Annotated in this window: 15 protein-coding genes; 6 read left to right on the plus strand and 9 right to left on the minus strand. The window is 39.1% G+C overall.

Translation table 11 applies throughout. The features are described 5' to 3' along the window. Positions 1 to 31: 31 nt before the first annotated feature. From CXF72_RS05160 to CXF72_RS20115, 8 genes are all read right to left on the minus strand, one after another. Complete coding sequence (locus CXF72_RS05160) at positions 32 to 778, minus strand: ABC transporter ATP-binding protein (RefSeq protein WP_101037386.1); 747 nt, start codon at positions 776 to 778, stop codon at positions 32 to 34. After that, positions 778 to 1893, minus strand: a complete 1116-nt coding sequence (locus CXF72_RS05165; RefSeq protein WP_232784883.1) for a FecCD family ABC transporter permease — start codon at positions 1891 to 1893, stop codon at positions 778 to 780. Before CXF72_RS05165 ends, CXF72_RS05160 begins: the two co-directional genes overlap by 1 nt. Further along, positions 1893 to 3113, minus strand: coding sequence for an ABC transporter substrate-binding protein (locus CXF72_RS05170; RefSeq protein WP_101037388.1), 1221 nt, complete (start codon positions 3111 to 3113; stop codon positions 1893 to 1895). The genes CXF72_RS05165 and CXF72_RS05170 overlap by 1 nt, the downstream gene beginning before the upstream one ends. A 717-nt stretch (positions 3114 to 3830) precedes the next feature. Continuing rightward, a complete protein-coding gene (locus tag CXF72_RS19760; RefSeq protein WP_232784884.1) occupies positions 3831 to 4337 on the minus strand; it encodes a sulfite exporter TauE/SafE family protein in 507 nt (168 codons plus the stop codon). A gap of 6 nt (positions 4338 to 4343) precedes the next feature. Further along, positions 4344 to 4658, minus strand: coding sequence for a TSUP family transporter (locus tag CXF72_RS20205; protein ID WP_442966028.1), 315 nt, complete (start codon positions 4656 to 4658; stop codon positions 4344 to 4346). Between the two features lie 347 nt (positions 4659 to 5005). Continuing rightward, on the minus strand, positions 5006 to 7912 hold the full coding sequence (locus tag CXF72_RS05190) for a ligand-binding sensor domain-containing protein (RefSeq protein ID WP_101037390.1): 2907 nt from the start codon (positions 7910 to 7912) through the stop codon (positions 5006 to 5008). 1358 nt (positions 7913 to 9270) lie between these two features. Beyond that, on the minus strand, positions 9271 to 10068 hold the full coding sequence (locus CXF72_RS05195; RefSeq protein WP_101037392.1) for a sulfite exporter TauE/SafE family protein: 798 nt from the start codon (positions 10066 to 10068) through the stop codon (positions 9271 to 9273). A 271-nt stretch (positions 10069 to 10339) separates the two neighbouring features. Further along, positions 10340 to 10612 (minus strand): DUF2798 domain-containing protein, encoded by a 273-nt coding sequence (locus CXF72_RS20115; RefSeq protein WP_332870222.1) that lies wholly within the window; start codon positions 10610 to 10612, stop codon positions 10340 to 10342. Positions 10613 to 10863: 251 nt separating this feature from the next. Here CXF72_RS20115 and CXF72_RS05205 point away from each other — a divergent pair, with 251 nt between their 5' ends. The 6 genes from CXF72_RS05205 to CXF72_RS05230 all read left to right on the plus strand — a co-directional run bounded on the left by CXF72_RS05205 (position 10864) and on the right by CXF72_RS05230 (position 15912). Beyond that, positions 10864 to 11427 (plus strand): class I SAM-dependent methyltransferase, encoded by a 564-nt coding sequence (locus CXF72_RS05205; protein ID WP_101037394.1) that lies wholly within the window; start codon positions 10864 to 10866, stop codon positions 11425 to 11427. Between the two features lie 398 nt (positions 11428 to 11825). Next, a complete protein-coding gene (locus tag CXF72_RS05210; RefSeq protein WP_101037397.1) occupies positions 11826 to 12416 on the plus strand; it encodes a GNAT family N-acetyltransferase in 591 nt (196 codons plus the stop codon). A gap of 24 nt (positions 12417 to 12440) precedes the next feature. Beyond that, the gene (locus CXF72_RS05215; protein ID WP_101037399.1) at positions 12441 to 13019 is read left to right on the plus strand and encodes a cupin domain-containing protein; all 579 of its coding nucleotides are present in this window, start codon (positions 12441 to 12443) and stop codon (positions 13017 to 13019) included. A 154-nt stretch (positions 13020 to 13173) separates the two neighbouring features. Next, positions 13174 to 13488, plus strand: coding sequence for a DUF4144 domain-containing protein (locus CXF72_RS05220; protein ID WP_101037411.1), 315 nt, complete (start codon positions 13174 to 13176; stop codon positions 13486 to 13488). Between the two features lie 369 nt (positions 13489 to 13857). After that, entirely contained in the window at positions 13858 to 14931 is a 1074-nt protein-coding gene (locus CXF72_RS05225; RefSeq protein WP_101037401.1) for a DUF6765 family protein, read from the plus strand. 450 nt (positions 14932 to 15381) lie between these two features. Beyond that, the gene (locus CXF72_RS05230; protein WP_157823194.1) at positions 15382 to 15912 is read left to right on the plus strand and encodes a cold shock domain-containing protein; all 531 of its coding nucleotides are present in this window, start codon (positions 15382 to 15384) and stop codon (positions 15910 to 15912) included. Here CXF72_RS05230 and CXF72_RS19770 read toward each other — a convergent pair. Continuing rightward, positions 15871 to 16053 (minus strand): hypothetical protein (locus CXF72_RS19770; protein WP_232784885.1); only part of this gene is annotated, 183 nt, incomplete at its 5' end. The genes CXF72_RS05230 and CXF72_RS19770 overlap by 42 nt on opposite strands.

Below are 16053 nucleotides of genomic sequence, written 5' to 3' on the forward strand. Positions count from 1 at the left end.
ATTTACCGCACAACGTTTTTTACCAAGATGACTATAAACAAGCAACCACCACCGGGTAGTTATCGAGCTGAATAATTTGTGAATTGACGTTGAATATATTCCGAATGAGTTGCTTATCAATAATACGTTTTGGCTCGCCATAAGCAAACAGGCTGCCGTTATGTAAAGCTGCCACTTTATCTGAATATTGAATAGCCAAATTTAAATCATGCACCACCATTAATACGCAAGCATTAGTAGTGCGTGCATAGTGTTTAATATATTCAAGCAGCTTGAATTGATTATGCATATCCAGTGCAGAGGTGGGTTCATCGAGGATCAATACTTTCGGTTGATTGATGACCGATTGTGCCAGTCCTACCATTTGACTTTCTCCACCTGATAATTCAGTGCAGATTTTATTTGCGAGGTGCAAAATGCCGATGCTCTCTAATAAAGTTAAGGTGTTTTCTGCGCTGCGGGCTTTGGTAAATAAAGAGTTAGCCCCGACATGCATAGTGGTGATTAAAAGTTCAATAACCGTTATGTTGGCAGAGATGCGGTGATCTTGTGGTAAATAACCAATGTCATCAACACTGAGTGGTTTACCCGCTAAGGTCATTGAATCAGGATTAAAGCGTATACGCTTGGTCATTTGCTTGAGTATGGTGGATTTTCCGGCACCATTTTTACCGATTAAAGAAACCATTTCACCGGGATGGATCTCTGGAATGCTCATATTATTCAAAATAACATTCTTACCAAATGAGACCGAAAGCTGATTAATTTTAAGTGTCATTAGAATCTACCGCCTTTTTTAATAATGAGAAAGACAAAGAAAGGAACACCGATAATCGACATCATCACGGTTAAGGGCAATATAATACCCGGCATGATCGACTTGCTGGCAATGGAGGCTAACTCCACGAGTACTGCGCCAAGCAAAAAGGAAGCGGGTAAGAAGAAGCGTTGATCTTCCCCTAAAATCATACGTGCAATATGTGGGGCAACTAACCCGACAAAGCCAATCGCGCCAACAAATGCAACGGATAATGAGGTAATTAAAGACACTAATAATAAGGTTTTGATACGTAATCTATTAACATTAATGCCCATTGATTCCGCGCGTTCTTGACCCACTTTTAACGATGATAATTTCCATGCGTCTTTCATCATAATGGCGATTACAACCGGTAATAAAAGAGCAAGGGTGGTGATTTTTTCCCAACTACCGCGGTCAAGTGATCCCATCTGCCAGAATATCAAGGTCTGTAACTGCGTTTCGGTCGCGATATATTGCATCATCGTCAGCATACCGTCATAGGCGAACATAATGGCAACCCCAAATAACATCACACCTTCGATAGAAATGCGCTTAATCGAAGAGATGCCGGCGATCATAAAGGTAGTTAATAAGCACATTACAAAGGCCATGATCGCAATTTGATATTGCTCAGGAATAAATGGTATTGAAACAACATGGGTAATGACCAATGAAGCACCAAATCCGGCCGAAGCCGATACGCCAAAAGTATAAGGATCCGCCAAAGGGTTATTTAAGGTCGTTTGCATTTGTGCACCGGCAATGGCTAAAGCGCCACCAACGAAGGGTGCCATCAAGGACATCGGCATACGAATATCCCAAATAATCGTTTGCGTGACAATATCACTTGAATCCGAATGAAAAATGCCGGACAAGACCTGTGACAAAGTCAGACCGTGGGATCCGATCAGAATGTCTGCAATTAACCCTATCAAACTCAGTAAGAAAAAAATAAGCAGCGCTATTTTTTTCTTTTTGATACGTAAGTGATGCACAGTTAATGCCTCGTTAAGGTGGACATTATCTTGCTGAATATTCGCTTTATCCTGTTCTCGGAACGTCATTTCAGGGGCATAGGTAGCGTGATTCATTATTGCATTGCCTTAACGTTATTCTGACCAAAAACACCCGACGCAGTGCGGTCGGCAAAACGTTGATTCATTTCTTCAAAAGTATGCAGCGGATTCAAATCTTTAAATTGTTGCGGATGGATCCATTTTGCAAAGTATTCCATTGCCACTAAGTTATAAGGCGAGTTATAAAAGGGCATGTAAATTGAGTAAATATTTTTATCTTGATAAGCCTTGGTCGCTTTTAACCATGATCGTGCCATTAATGCTGTTGTGGATTTTTTGATTGCCTGGTTTTTAATCGCCTGGTTTTTAATAGTATTGTTATTAACAGCATCGTTATGAATAGGTGAGTATCCCAATGGAATACCCGCGGTAACATTACCCTCTTTATCAAGCCATCCTGTGGTTTGCATAATATATATATCCGGTTGAGCAATAATCACACTTTCCGGTGACATTTGTCCGGTAACCGCACCTTGTAGTGGTTTTTCCGCAATATTCTTAGCTTTTAATAACGGAATATATGCGCCCATATTACCTTCTGAAAAAGTACGGCAACATGAATCGCTATAACCTGCAGCGCGTTCAATAAACACTGTTTTATTTTGTTCTTCGACAGGTAAAGAAGCGACAGCATCGGTTAAGCGGGTGATGTGTTCCTGATAATAATCGGCAAAGCGTTGCCCTTGTGCTTTTCTCCCGAGCGCTGTGGCTAAACTAGTGATTGATTGCACGGTATTTTTGACTGGGTGCTCACGAAAATCAATCGCTAATACTTTAATGCCGGCCTTCTCTAATTTTTCAAGCAACCCTTTATCTTGGGCTAATTTAATATTGGATAAATCAACAACAAACAGATCCGGTTTATTGGACATATTAATGAAACGTTCGGCGTCAAATTCAGCAGACTTAATCTTGCCTATGGTCATTATATTTTTAAGCCCAGGATAATCTTTAATATAGTTTTGATACATGGAGGGGGCTGATAAGCGCATATCATCGCGCCATGCAACCAGGTGTTTAGCTGCATCTTTTTGATAAATTATTTCTAATAATGGGAATACTCTTCCGCTAGACAAAGCAATTTTTTGGGGCTCACTGTCGATGGTAATAGTACGGCCGGCTATGTCTGTGACCGTCAAAGGAAAGGTATCGGCCGAGCTTGAAAAAGAAGTTAATATGCAGGAAATAAAAATGAAAGTACTGAGTACAGCACGAAAGAAGGTAACACTTATCATATTAGTAAACACCTTGTACGAAATGTTAATGAGACAAAATAGGAGTTGTCGATGAATAACGCGAATGCAAAGTGGTAATCGTTATCATTTATATTGTAAACATTTTTCCAAATATTCTGTTAATAAATATTTGATATTAACCATAATTTTGATGAATTTTTCTGAGAAGTCACCAGACTTTTAAAATCAGTAGCATAGCAGTAACATGATCGCCCAGTCAGTAACATATGGCTAACATAGTGGCGATATTTCCTAGATAGGATTAATATTCCGGCAGAAAACTGGCTTAAAATTACCACTGGTTGCGGTTATTTATTTAAAGTGGCGGTAGGTGCCTTATCGACATTAACTGAATACTGTGAACATTTAGATCGAAAGCGGTGCCAAGGTGCAGCAAACTGCCATATTAAACTTGTTTCAAAATATAAAGCCCAATTTATTGAAATAAGTTTAATGGGTGCGGATGAATAGTCATCGAAGACTACCGTAATGAATGCTGAAAGAGGCTATGTTATTGGTTAGAAAAATGGGTGGCATGGTTGTTGATGCGGCGTTTACATAGAATAACTATGTAAACGATGCATGCCTTGCTCAGAACACTTTTAGATTGAACAATATTTGCACTTCAAAGGCCAACAGATCCGAGTAAACTTGGGCTTTCTCTGTGCTAAATTATTCGACAAAACTTGATGCCCGCTACCGGAAAAAAGTGAGTCTTTAAGTGTTATCTATCATTGCAGCAGCATAAGTATCATAGAAAAAATAGACGGTAATAAACAAGCTGGCAACGGTGACAAACATTCTGATATGAGCCTGGGAGAGTGTTCTCGACAGCTTTGCCGCAAAGTATCCGCCCGACAGTGTACCCAGTAATACAAAAAAGCCTGAAGACCAATATATCGTTCCGTTGGCGATGAAAATAACAATGGCGATAAGAGAAACAATCGAAGAAATTAACAGCTTGATGCCGTTCATAAGGTTAATGTCTTGATAACGTGCAAGCACCAAATAATACCAAAAGAAATTAAATTGTGATCTGAAGTTAATTAATGGAATGGGTAGAGTGCATTCTATGCTCCGCAGATCGGTGCGCTGAGCGCACCCTACGGGCTGGTCTTTCTCTGTGTAGCGCGCAGTGCCCTCTGTGGTAGTCCCTTTGAAGTGCTGTTCAGGCTTAAAAGTAACAGGCCGAGCCTGAAGGCTCAGTTCCGAGAGTTGGTGCAAACTTTATCATTTGAAGGCATTGATCATAAATTTAATACGTTTGGCATAACTCAAAGAGGCAATGCCGAGCCCGGCATTAAAAAAGCCACCATAAATATAAATGAGAAGTAACAGCAGCGCCAGCAGAATTGAACCAATCACATTGGCATGTTTGTGTTTACCGCCAACTTTTACCTGCAGTTGGTTGAGCTTATTGCCAAAAATAAACCGCAGTGTTGCAAGCAGTAAAAGCCATGGAATAGCTTCTGTGAAGATACTTTCAGGAGTATTGAGTAATAATAGGGCCCCGAGTAAGCCGCCAAATAAACTTGGAATAATGATTTTTTTTTAGACTGTGTTTATCGGTCGCGATGTCTTTGCGAAATGCATAAGCACCACTAGTAGTAAAAGGCTGGACACTCAAACCTTTTGTAAGTTAATACATTAAATTTAAAAAATTTCACTAAAAATTTTACTAAAACACCCATGTTAATTATTAAGCATGGCACATTGCGATACGGATACTGGGAGCGTCCATCTCAGCACCCAAATCTTTGTTAGGCTAATAAGTTGATTTTTGACAATTCAATAAATTTTTAATAATGGGCGTTTTCTTATTTCTAGCGTGTTACTCGCAACTTGCCATTGTTAATTTGGCAAGGGTAATAGGCTGATCTGCTTTGCGCTTCTTATTTATCAAGCAATGGGTATACGGATATCCCATCTCTACCCGAATTTTTAACCTTAAATAAGGCTTTATCAGCACAGTGTAGTAAATGCTCAATATCATATGAGGTATCAGCATTGACAATACCAATACTCACGCTGACCGTTAGTGTTGCAGATATTTCCGGATAGTCCTGATGTTTTATTAAGAGGTTTATTTTTTTGCATAGCGTATAAACTTGCTCTGCTTGCCAACCAATAAGACCGAGCACAAATTCTTCCCCTCCCCAGCGTGCAATAAAACAGTTTCTCTGCTCAAACTGTGCAAATACTTGTCCTATTTTTTGCAGTACCTTATCACCTGCTAAATGCGTGTAGGTGTCATTAATCCGCTTAAAGTGATCAATGTCGAGCATGACAATAGATAAAGTTGAAGGAGAATGCGAGAGTGAATAAATTTTAAGCACCCATTCATCAAAAGCTAAGCGATTATGTAACCCGGTCAATGTATCTTCTCGAGCCTGTCTTGCAAAAGCCGATGCTTGAATCTGTAGCGCTTGGGTTTTTTGCGCGACTTCATGTTTTAATCTTAATTCAGATTGTCTGAGGTGGTACAGTCGCCAATGAACCAATAGACCAATCGTTAATAAAAACAGGATAAATAAGCTAAATTGGACCTCGATTCTTTGCCACCAATAAGGCTGAATAGTAAAAGAAAAGTTCGCTTCATTGACCTTATTTTCATCGTAAGGGTAATAGGCATTGACTCGAAACTGGTATTTTCCTGGCGCGAGATTAGTATACTCAGCAACCCCCATTGAACCTCTTTTGATCCATTGTGTTTCCAGCCCCTCTAATTTAGTCCGATAAAGTATATCTTTTGAGGCAATAAAGCTTAAACCGACGAAATTAAAGGTGATCCTCTGAACGCCGGGGGGGAGGGTGACATTGTGTCGGTCACCTAGGTCTAACCAGCGCTGATCTACTTTGATTTTATCGATAGTCATTGGGAATTGCGGTGCGATAATTTGTTTAAAGCGTTGCGGGTGAGTTGCGATCAGCCCCTTCGCGGTGGCAAACCACAATTGTCCTGTAGCATCTATGCTTGCCGCTGGATTTGAGCCGCCATTAAGTTGCGCGGTTGGCATGCCATCGAGTTCACTGTAATGAATGAAGTTAATCTCAGACCGTATGCCATCGGCAACTGCGTTTGCCTCCTGCGCTGTAATTCGCCAGATCCCGCGATTAGAAGTAAGCCAAAAATTCCCCATTGAATCGGGAATAATCTGAAATAATTTATCCAAAGGTAAACCTTGTTTTTGCCCTATCATTGCGAGATTTTGATCGCTAAAACGGTAGCGAATAAGCCCACGGTCGGTGGTCATCCACATATATTTTTCCTGAGGATAAAAACCAAAGACATACTGGGCGTTTTCATTCGCTTGAATGTTTAGCGGTTGTGCGTGATGGTCTTTGATAATCGACACTCCAACACCAGTCCCCACCCAAACCTGTCCTTGTTGATCTAGCGATAATGCCATTATGTAATTATCTGGCAGGCCATTTTCACTGGTAAATAGCTGTCTTGTACCATTCTTTGCATATTTAACTAACCCTGCAGTGGTGCCAATCCATAATTGTCCCTGCGGATCTTCAAGAATGGCGCGAATTTGCTGGGTCGGCAAACCTTGTAGTTCGACGTGCTTTAATACCTTATTATCAAGTTGGAATAAGCCATGCTCCGCAGAACCAACCCATACGCCACCGGCAATACGAGGTGCTAAGCTCAGGACGGAAAGTTTTGTTATTGTTTTATTATGAGCAAGCGCTGGCGGATAACTGTCAATCTGATCCTCGCTAATGACATTTAATCCGTTACTGCTACCGACGACAACCTCTCCGTTTGGTAATGCCAGTACCGTGCGGATAAAGTTACCTTTTAAGCCATCATGTTGATTCCAAGTGGTAAAGGGAGCTTGTCGTAGACGCAGTAGACCCCCGTTCGTACCAATCCAAATTGAGTTTTCACGGTCTTGATAAATGGCCAAAACATCATTATGAGGGAGGCCATCTTGTTCGCTGAATGAAGAGAGTTGATTGTTACTAAAATGATAAACGCCCTGACTGAAGGTGCCAAACCAATAGCCACCTTGTCGATCAACTAATATCGTCGCCACCCGCAGGTCGTTGAGCTGTTGATGGAAACGACTAAATTGCCCCTTTTCGTAGAGCCAAACGCCATTTTTACTACCAATAATAAGGCGTCCCAGTGGATCCTCTACGACAGAATAGATCGGAGTATTTCCCAGGCCATGGAGTGGTTCAATATGTTTGCTTCCTGCCGAGCTAAGTATATATAAGCCTTTGCTGGTGGCTGCTAAAACCTCTCCATTTTTGCTCATGGCAAGCTTATAAACGGTCACCGCAGGTATAATAAGTTGATTGTCAGCCTTGTCATGGGCACGAAAAAATAGCCCTTCTCCCTGTAAGCCTACCCAAAGCCCTCCTTCAGCATCTCTTAGCACTGTATTAATCAGGTTTTTAATGGGTGCTAGCCCCTGCCAATGATAAGGGGTGCGTTGGACTAATCCGCCTCTTGAGCCTCCGGCAAATAAACTGCCATCGCTATCTGCATATAGGGCACGAACACCGGAATCAATCAGGCCGCTTTCGCTGCCGCGCGTGAAAATTTTAAATTCTTTACCATTAAAACGCGCAATGCCCTCCCAAGTTGCAAACCACAGGTAACCATCTTGGGTCTGGGTGATAGCATTAATACTGTTATGTGGTAAACCATCGCGGCTCGTCCAAGTGTCGTAGAGGTAATTATCGGAAAGTGCAGCTTGTACCGGCAATATGGCAGTAAATACAAATATTAAGGTAAAAAAAAGGTGGCTCAGTTTGACGGTGATAAAATTTATTAAGTTCATTGTTTTTGCCTAATAATACCAATCCGCATAAATATCTGAACTGTCTTACTTGTTAAAATTAACGCCAGCTTCGTTGTTTGCAATCCCAATAGCCAGCTATTGCTCAATCAAACGTCTTGCTATCATTATTTTTACCTTCGCAATTTTAGAGCATTTATTTATGCGGATTGGTATAACATATTGTATTTTGAGGACTGTTGTTTAAGTTCGGTGTGTTTATACCAATCTAGACAAATGGCTAATAAAAAATAATACCAACAGGGGGTAATCCCTAAGCCAGTTGTATGGGGGCATATCAGAGTACTCACGATTAGCTTGCGTATGAACACTGTCTGGCCAGAGCATCGGATGGATAATGTCATAAAAAACAAGTTTTTACCATCCAGTTTGGTTTTTTTAGCGCGTAGCTGATCCATAGATAGTGAAAATACGGGGGATTGAGGAAAGGATTGTTAGCGAATGAAAAAAGAGCCAGTTTTGCCATCAACCACACGACAGTGAAGAACACGGGTCATGAAGATCAGGCGAAATAAAAAATTTGGCCCATCGGGCACTTTCCCTCTGTATGTAGTCTGGCAGCCAGTATTATTTTAGATGCATTAGATAAGGTGATGACTTTTTTATTTTATATCGCTGCGGAGAATGAGAAATAATATCAATTCCACTAATTAAGAGATCTATTTAGGCACCGGAAAAATGCATGAAAGCAAGGTGTTGATTGCAGTAACTAGTTGTTCTAATTATACAAAATCGTCTGGAAGGATTTTGAACAGCTTTAGCTGGCCACGAAGTGGGGAATAACAGGATGTTATGAATCAAATAAATTACAAAGACTAAAACATCGTTTTATGTCTCGCTAGCATGTATTTTAACACGCATAAATGAGCAGGAAATTAATGGATTTGGTACAATATTAAGAAAGAAGAAAAAAATACAATGGCGAATTCACACCTTGTTTTTTTACTATTCCGGGGACGTTGTTCTCGGCTGCAGCTCTGTTGTTATTGGGTAGAGTGATAGATGGAGGGATATTTATAATATTTCTTATTTCATGTTTTTTTGCAGGAGAATATAAACTATTTATGGGTGTTTCTTCATAGAATAAAAATATTGGCGTATTATTTTTTGTTGTTGATGTTGTGCTTTTTATGTGTGTTTTGTGTCTCACCTCTTGTTATTATACTTAATTTCATGCCAATTATTTATTGGGCATATCATACATCGTACGTATAGTTAAAATTTTTAGGCAAGCCTGAATGATAATTTTAGTAGTGGTTAGGTAGTCATTTTAAATTTAAATCACTGCTAAGCTCTTTCCATGAAAAACCTTGATGCTCGCTACGGGAAAAAGTGCGCATTTAAGTGTTATCTGTCATTGCAGCGGGCAGTCCATAGGTGTCATAGAAAAAATAGACGGTAATAAACAAGCTGGCAACAGTGACAAACATTCTGATATGAGCCTGGGAGAGTGTTCTCGACAGCTTTGCCGCAAAGTATCCGCCCGACAGTGTACCCAGTAATACAAAAAAGCCTGAAGACCAATATATCGTTCCGTTGGCGATGAAAATAACAATGGCGATAAGAGAAACAATTGAAGAAATTAACAGCTTGATGCCGTTCATAAGGTTAATGTCTTGATAACGTGCAAGCACCAAATAACTCAAAGAGACAATGCCAAGCCCCGCATTAAAAAAGCCACCATAAATACAAATAATAAGTAACAACAGTGCCAGTAGAATTGAACCAATCACATTGGCATGTTTGTGTTTTCCGCCAACTTTTACCAGCAGTTGGTTGAGCTTACCGCCAAAAATAAACAGCAGCGTTGCAAACAGTAAAAGCCATGGAATAGCTTCTGTGAAGACACTTTCAGGCGTATTGAGTAATAATAGGGCCCCGAGTAAGCCGCCCATTACACTTGGAATGATGATTTTTTTTAGACTGTTTTTATCGGTTGCTATGTCTTTGCGAAACGCATAAGCACCACTTAGGTAGCCTGCGCAAGAGGCGAAGGTATTGGTGGCATTGGCAGCAATAGGCGGAACGCCCGCAAACAACAGAGCAGGAAAGGTAATAAAACTCCCTCCGCCTGCTATTGAATTGAGAATGCCCCCAAGCAGGCCGGCAAAAAATAAAATAAACGAATCTAATATCATGTTTTTATTACGTTAAATTGATTGTTTTAACAGCTTACAGGAGTTTTATTGAACAATCTAGAAGGGGGCTATCAGCAAAAGACAAGAGATAAACTTTTCTACTTTTATTGTGAGCTTCGAGCTTCGAGCATCGAGTTTTCGATTTTTAGAGCGTCGAGTGAAGATATAACTGAAAAGCGGAATGCGGTAGTTCCTGACGTCCGGAGCGTTGTGGGGTCTGGTAATCGCACCATTGACTGTATGTGAATACAGTCGCCATTTAGCTCATTATTCACATTATTTTTAGTGTTAATTTGTGAACAGCAGGTGCAAATAGAAATGAAATGGTAGCAGCTGCTGGCCATGCTAACCAAAAAGCATAGTGCCAGTGTGATATAAAATACTCGTTCATCCCTAAGTTTATTAGCGTTATCCAGCAAGTCATGAGAAGGGATAAAATAAATGACATTATAATAGAAAAAATAATCCGTTGTTTCATAATAAATTCCATTGTGTGATAGGTACATATAAAGTATATGATTGACGGAAAAGTAACTGCAATCATAAAACAAGAAGATATTCATTATAAAACCGTTAAATAATTAACATGGATGTCTTGATAAATCTTTATATGATTGACGATAAAGTCATTGTTGCTGCAAGAATAAAATAAGAAGATATTCATTATAAAACCGTTAAATAATTAACATTGATAAATTTTTAAATACAAAACTAGAAAGGAGTATATCTTTGAGCTTTTATGAAAACAATATTCTACCGCACATTCTAAATTGTGCTTGTTCTTCGAAGGGTATAATGAAGACGCGAGAAAAAATAGTTCCTTTAGCTTTTGGAAATGTTTTAGAGGTGGGTATGGGGTCTGCTGTCAATATGGATTTATATAATCCTGATCAGGTTACAAAGGTATGGGGACTTGAACCCTCTTCTGGAATGCAAAAAAAAGCGAAAAAAAACTTGGCTAAATCACCTGTTCAGGTTGAGTGGTTAAGTCTTCCGGGTGAGAAAATTCCTCTTGAGGATAATTCAGTGGACTCCATTGTTTTAACTTATACCCTTTGTACTATTCCTGATTGGCATGCCGCTATGAAGCAAATGCACCGAGTATTAAAGCCCGAAGGTAAAATTCTATTCTGTGAGCATGGTCAAGCACCAGATGAATCAATTAAGAAGTGGCAAAATCGCTTAAATAAATTATGGGGTAAGATTTTTGGTGGGTGTCATTTAAATAGGACAGTGATTGAAAATATACAAAGTAGCGGATTTTCTATCGATTGGTCTAATAGTAATTACATAAAAGGCCTGCCTAAATTTGCATCTTATATCAGCTTTGGTGTCGCAACTAAAATGCACAACAAATAAGGCGTAGCCGAAACCGAAACCTTATCTGATTGTTGAATCAGCCGCACCAAAATTAAGAAGACAAAAATAAGAAAATACCCATTATAAAACGCCTGTTTTTTGAACCCCAAAAAGCCGCCGAAAAATTTTCCTTTTGTATTGTCATCCTCCGTTGTTGAACTTATGGCACGCCGCTCGAGGCGCTTTTAATAAAAAGTTAACGAGCTTACAGATAGAGCATAATCTCTAATCCGGTCAATATTTTGAGGATTTTGACCGGATTTTAATAGCCATAGATTATATTGGTTGGGTGCTGGATTTTCCCTGTAAAAAAGCAAAATTGTCGTTAAAAGTGGTGCAAAGGTTAGCTATAATTTGTCGAATTAAACCCTCAGAAGTTAATTAACTAGGACGAGTAAATGTGGCTTAAGAAAATTGAATTAGAATCAGAAACTGTCAAACTTGTACCTCTACGAAAAGATCATGCTGATGATTTAGTGAAAGCTGCGTCAGACGGTAAACTATGGGAATTATGGTATACATCAATTCCTAATGCGGAATCAATTGATGAATACATATCGAAAGCCCTCAAAGAACAGGTGCAAGGAACGGCCTTAGCTTTTGTTATTATTGAGAAAAACAGCAACAAAATCATTGGTTCTACACGGTTTTGTCATGCAGATAAAGTACATCAACGGGTTGAAATTGGTTATACCTGGTACGCAGAGAGTTACCAGCGTTCATTCGTAAACACTGAATGTAAGCAGCTTCTTTTAAGTCATGCTTTTGAGGCTCGAGGAGCGATCGCAGTGGAGTTTCGTACTCATTGGCATAATCTCAAATCAAGGGCTGCGATATTACGTTTAGGTGCAAAACAAGACGGAGTACTGCGTAATCATCAAAAAATGGCTAAGGGTGTTTATAGGGACACCGTTGTATTTTCAATCATCAATACAGAATGGCCAGTGGTTAAAGTTAGCTTAGATCACAAGTTGGCAAAGTTCCGCTAACAGCACAAGCAGAAAGAGACCAACATGTCACAACATACTGAATATCCGGTTTCACATGTATTAATTACGCGTCAAAACGCAGAAAAAGATGCTGAAATTATTGGACAAAAGAACAAGCTTGGAGAATCAAATAACAATGGTCGAAAGGTTTTTGCGACTAATATTATGCCTGATTTTGGAGAAACACTCATTACTGAAGCGCTTTGGAAAGCACCATCAGTGCTGCCTACTGGAAAGGGTGGTTTGGAGTTAGCAACGTTTACTGAATATGCTTCGCAGGACCGTCACAAACATCAACGCGGAATAGAAATCTACACTGTTCTAAAAGGTATAATGAAGATTTACATCAATGATAGCGGCCCCCATTTGCTGCATTCAGGTGATGAGGTCGTTATTCTTCCAGGAACTATCCACGAGGTCATTCAGCAAAAACAGGGCGATCATGAAAAGGGATCCGCATTTGAATTAATCGTCAGGGTTCATTCTATATACTGTTATGGGGCTGAAGACAAGTATGTCCAATTGAAATCCGATGGCCCATGGTTGAAATGGAGCGATCTGTCAAAACCTCAACGGTTTTCTGCTTACAAAAAGCAAAAATAAGTGATCCTAATATTGGATTGAAAAAATGCTTGTGGATTTTTTGATGGAAATTTAAAATCAATCGCTTATATTGGTAATCTTTGCAGCTTTTCCTTTATTAGCCCAGCATTTTTCGTCTGTTATTAAGGCGGTTATATTTATCGAGGTAACTTTTATGATTTCGTGGCCATGCATGCTCAAACTAGATGGAGATGATGAGCTTATTTATTTAGATTCCGAACGAGATTTTATCTCTGAATGTCGGGAATTACTCCTTTGTGATGACGACCATGTTATAGATTCTGTTGGTTATCGTTATTTAATCGAATCAAGTTCAGGAGAACTGGCGTTAATCAAAACAGATCAGATATTGGTTGCATCCTATGTGTCGAATTTAATACGCGCCCATGAGTTTAAAAAATCCACACTTTGCCTCACTAAAATTCATTTTTTAACGGTATCGGACGCCATTAAGTCGTTGTCTTATTGAAAATAAAGTGCTCAACAGACCCTACTTTAGGGGCTAACCTTTTCTTTATGTTTTACTCTCTCAAAATGCCTCATTATTTAACTCAACTATTTAACTCAACTACAATAATTAAAATATTTATTGAGTGTCATCAAACAAATACGCGCATATTAAGTGTTAACTTGATTTTTTATTAACATCAAATATCAACAACAAGATGGCTGTTCAGCCTTTCTTGTTGACGGTTAATTCTTTGTGTTAAATAACATGGGGATACGTTTGAGATTGGAATTGTTAGCAGTGCTTAACTATATTAAAGATAAGTGGGTGTTTTAGAGTCATAAAGCATTTCACTATTTTTATTCTTTTCAATCTTATGAGGAACTCCCAATGCAGATAGATGGACATCACACACTGACATATGTTGTTTCTAGATTAGCAGGGCTTAGCCATGAAGATGCTGATATTGTTGCATATAGTGCGCAATATGTAGATGACGCGACAAACAAGGGATCGATTAAATTCGATAACGGTGCAATGTACCACCGTACTTCATCTGCACATAAAATGGTGGATTATAGAAATTCCAGAGAGCTGGCAAATCACCGCGTTTGGGTACCATTTCACTTTTTGCCGGGTAATGGAGGCTTATCTGCCGGAAAAAATCCGAGCGGAAAATTCATCGATAAGCTTATCTGCAAACCCGATAGCTACCCAGCTCGAGATATGCTCAAATCAATGATGGATGACAGGGATAAAAATTACGCTCTCCACAGGCTTGGTATTACACTGCATGTTTATGCAGACACTTTTGCGCATCAAGGCTTTGCAGGTGTGAATCATAAGTGTAATGAAGTTAACGATCTTAGTAGTGGTAACATAACAAATGATCAGAGTTTTTTTGAAAAAATGAAAAACTATTTTGTAAGCGCTATGTTTCCGCTAGGCCATGGCGCTTCTCTCTCTCATCCTGACAAACCATTTTTAAAGTGGAGCTATAGAGATGGTAACGGACAATTAATAAAAAGAGATAATCATAAAATATTCTGTGCTGCAGCAGACGCAATGTGCCGTGTTGTTCAGTGCTTTATTGCTAAAGATAGTTCTATGAGTATCGATCAGCAATTAGGCTTATCAAAGGAAGATAAAATTTTAATCGGTAAACTTCTGGCCGAATTCACCAGTCAAAATGGTCATGAAAGACATGCTGAATGGTTAAAGAAAATATCTTCAGGTGCATTTTCATTTGAAGCTGTTCAATTAGCGTTTAAACCTAAAGGCAAAGGATCATGGAAGCATCAAGCCATTCAGCAAGATAAAGAGAATGACCATGATGATGATGTGTTTCCGTATCATCCCGACTTTTTACATTCTAATTGGAAGCTGTTTCACGATGCCCTGCAAGCACATCGATTCCACATATTACATGATATTTTACCCAAATATGGCATTTGCGTTTCCTGACAAAGAGCAAAATCCCTCATCCTGTCAAAATTGGTTTTTTTTATGGGAGTTTAAAATCAATCGGTTATATTGTTAACCTTTGAGTGTCGAGGTTTTTGGTAAAGAATTCGGTGCTGGTGGCTTCCAGTGGGGTAGCGCGCTTTACCGCCGTTATATCTGAAGGGGTTGCGCTAATCGCGGTGGAGGGCTACTGCAGCGCGCGGCAATGTATTCAAGTCTTCGATTAAACTTAACCATAAACATTGGCTGTCCAACCTTACATTTACAGTCTGATTAGTTATTATTAAAGTTTGGATGTCCCTCGAATCTCCACGTTCCCGAATTTCATTCTTACCTGGCATCCTAAACGCTTAGAATTCGTATAGGAACTCGTTTTTTCTGACGTTTGGCTGTAAGAGTCATTCTAACGCCGCGTTAAATAACCGAATAACAATGGGGTCTGCAGATAATATGAAAGGGAAAATAAGTCAGTGGGAAGATGATCAAGACTGTGGTTTTATATCCTCTGAAAAAGATGGAAAAGTGTTTTTTAATATTTCCAGCCTTAAAAATAAAGATACAAAACCAGAAATAGGTGACTCAGTTGTGTTCGTGTTGACAACTGATAATAAAAATAGATTGAAAGCGACTAAGGTAGCGATTGATAGTTTGCCTAAAACAAGTAATAGCCAACAAAATAATATCGAAGTAGAGCCTAAAACAATAAATGCTTTTGATTGCTTCTTAATAGCGGTGCTTATTTTTTCGGTTACATTTGCTGAGTACACATATTTTAAAACAACTAATATAGGAAGATCTTTTATATTTGCTATTCCTGCCGTCATTGCTTTTATTTTTTTAGGCCGTCAAAAAAACCTAAGAATAGTTCCTTTCAATGTACAACATGTAGAAAAACCGAACCCTATGATACGAGAACGATTAAAGCGTGGAACCGTGGTGCTACCCATTTGTATTGTAAGGCTTGTCATACTCAATGGTTAATAAAGCAGCAGAGGAAAGATCCATAATACTCATCATATAAAAGTAGAAGGCATTTTTATTGGTGGTTGGTATTTCTCTCTTTAGCTGATATTTAATGGTGATTGATTCGTGGAAAGGATTATTTAACAAAGCAAAATATGA

The organism is Psychromonas sp. MB-3u-54, from assembly GCF_002836415.1.
In the GTDB taxonomy this organism is placed as follows: Bacteria; Pseudomonadota; Gammaproteobacteria; order Enterobacterales; family Psychromonadaceae; genus Psychromonas.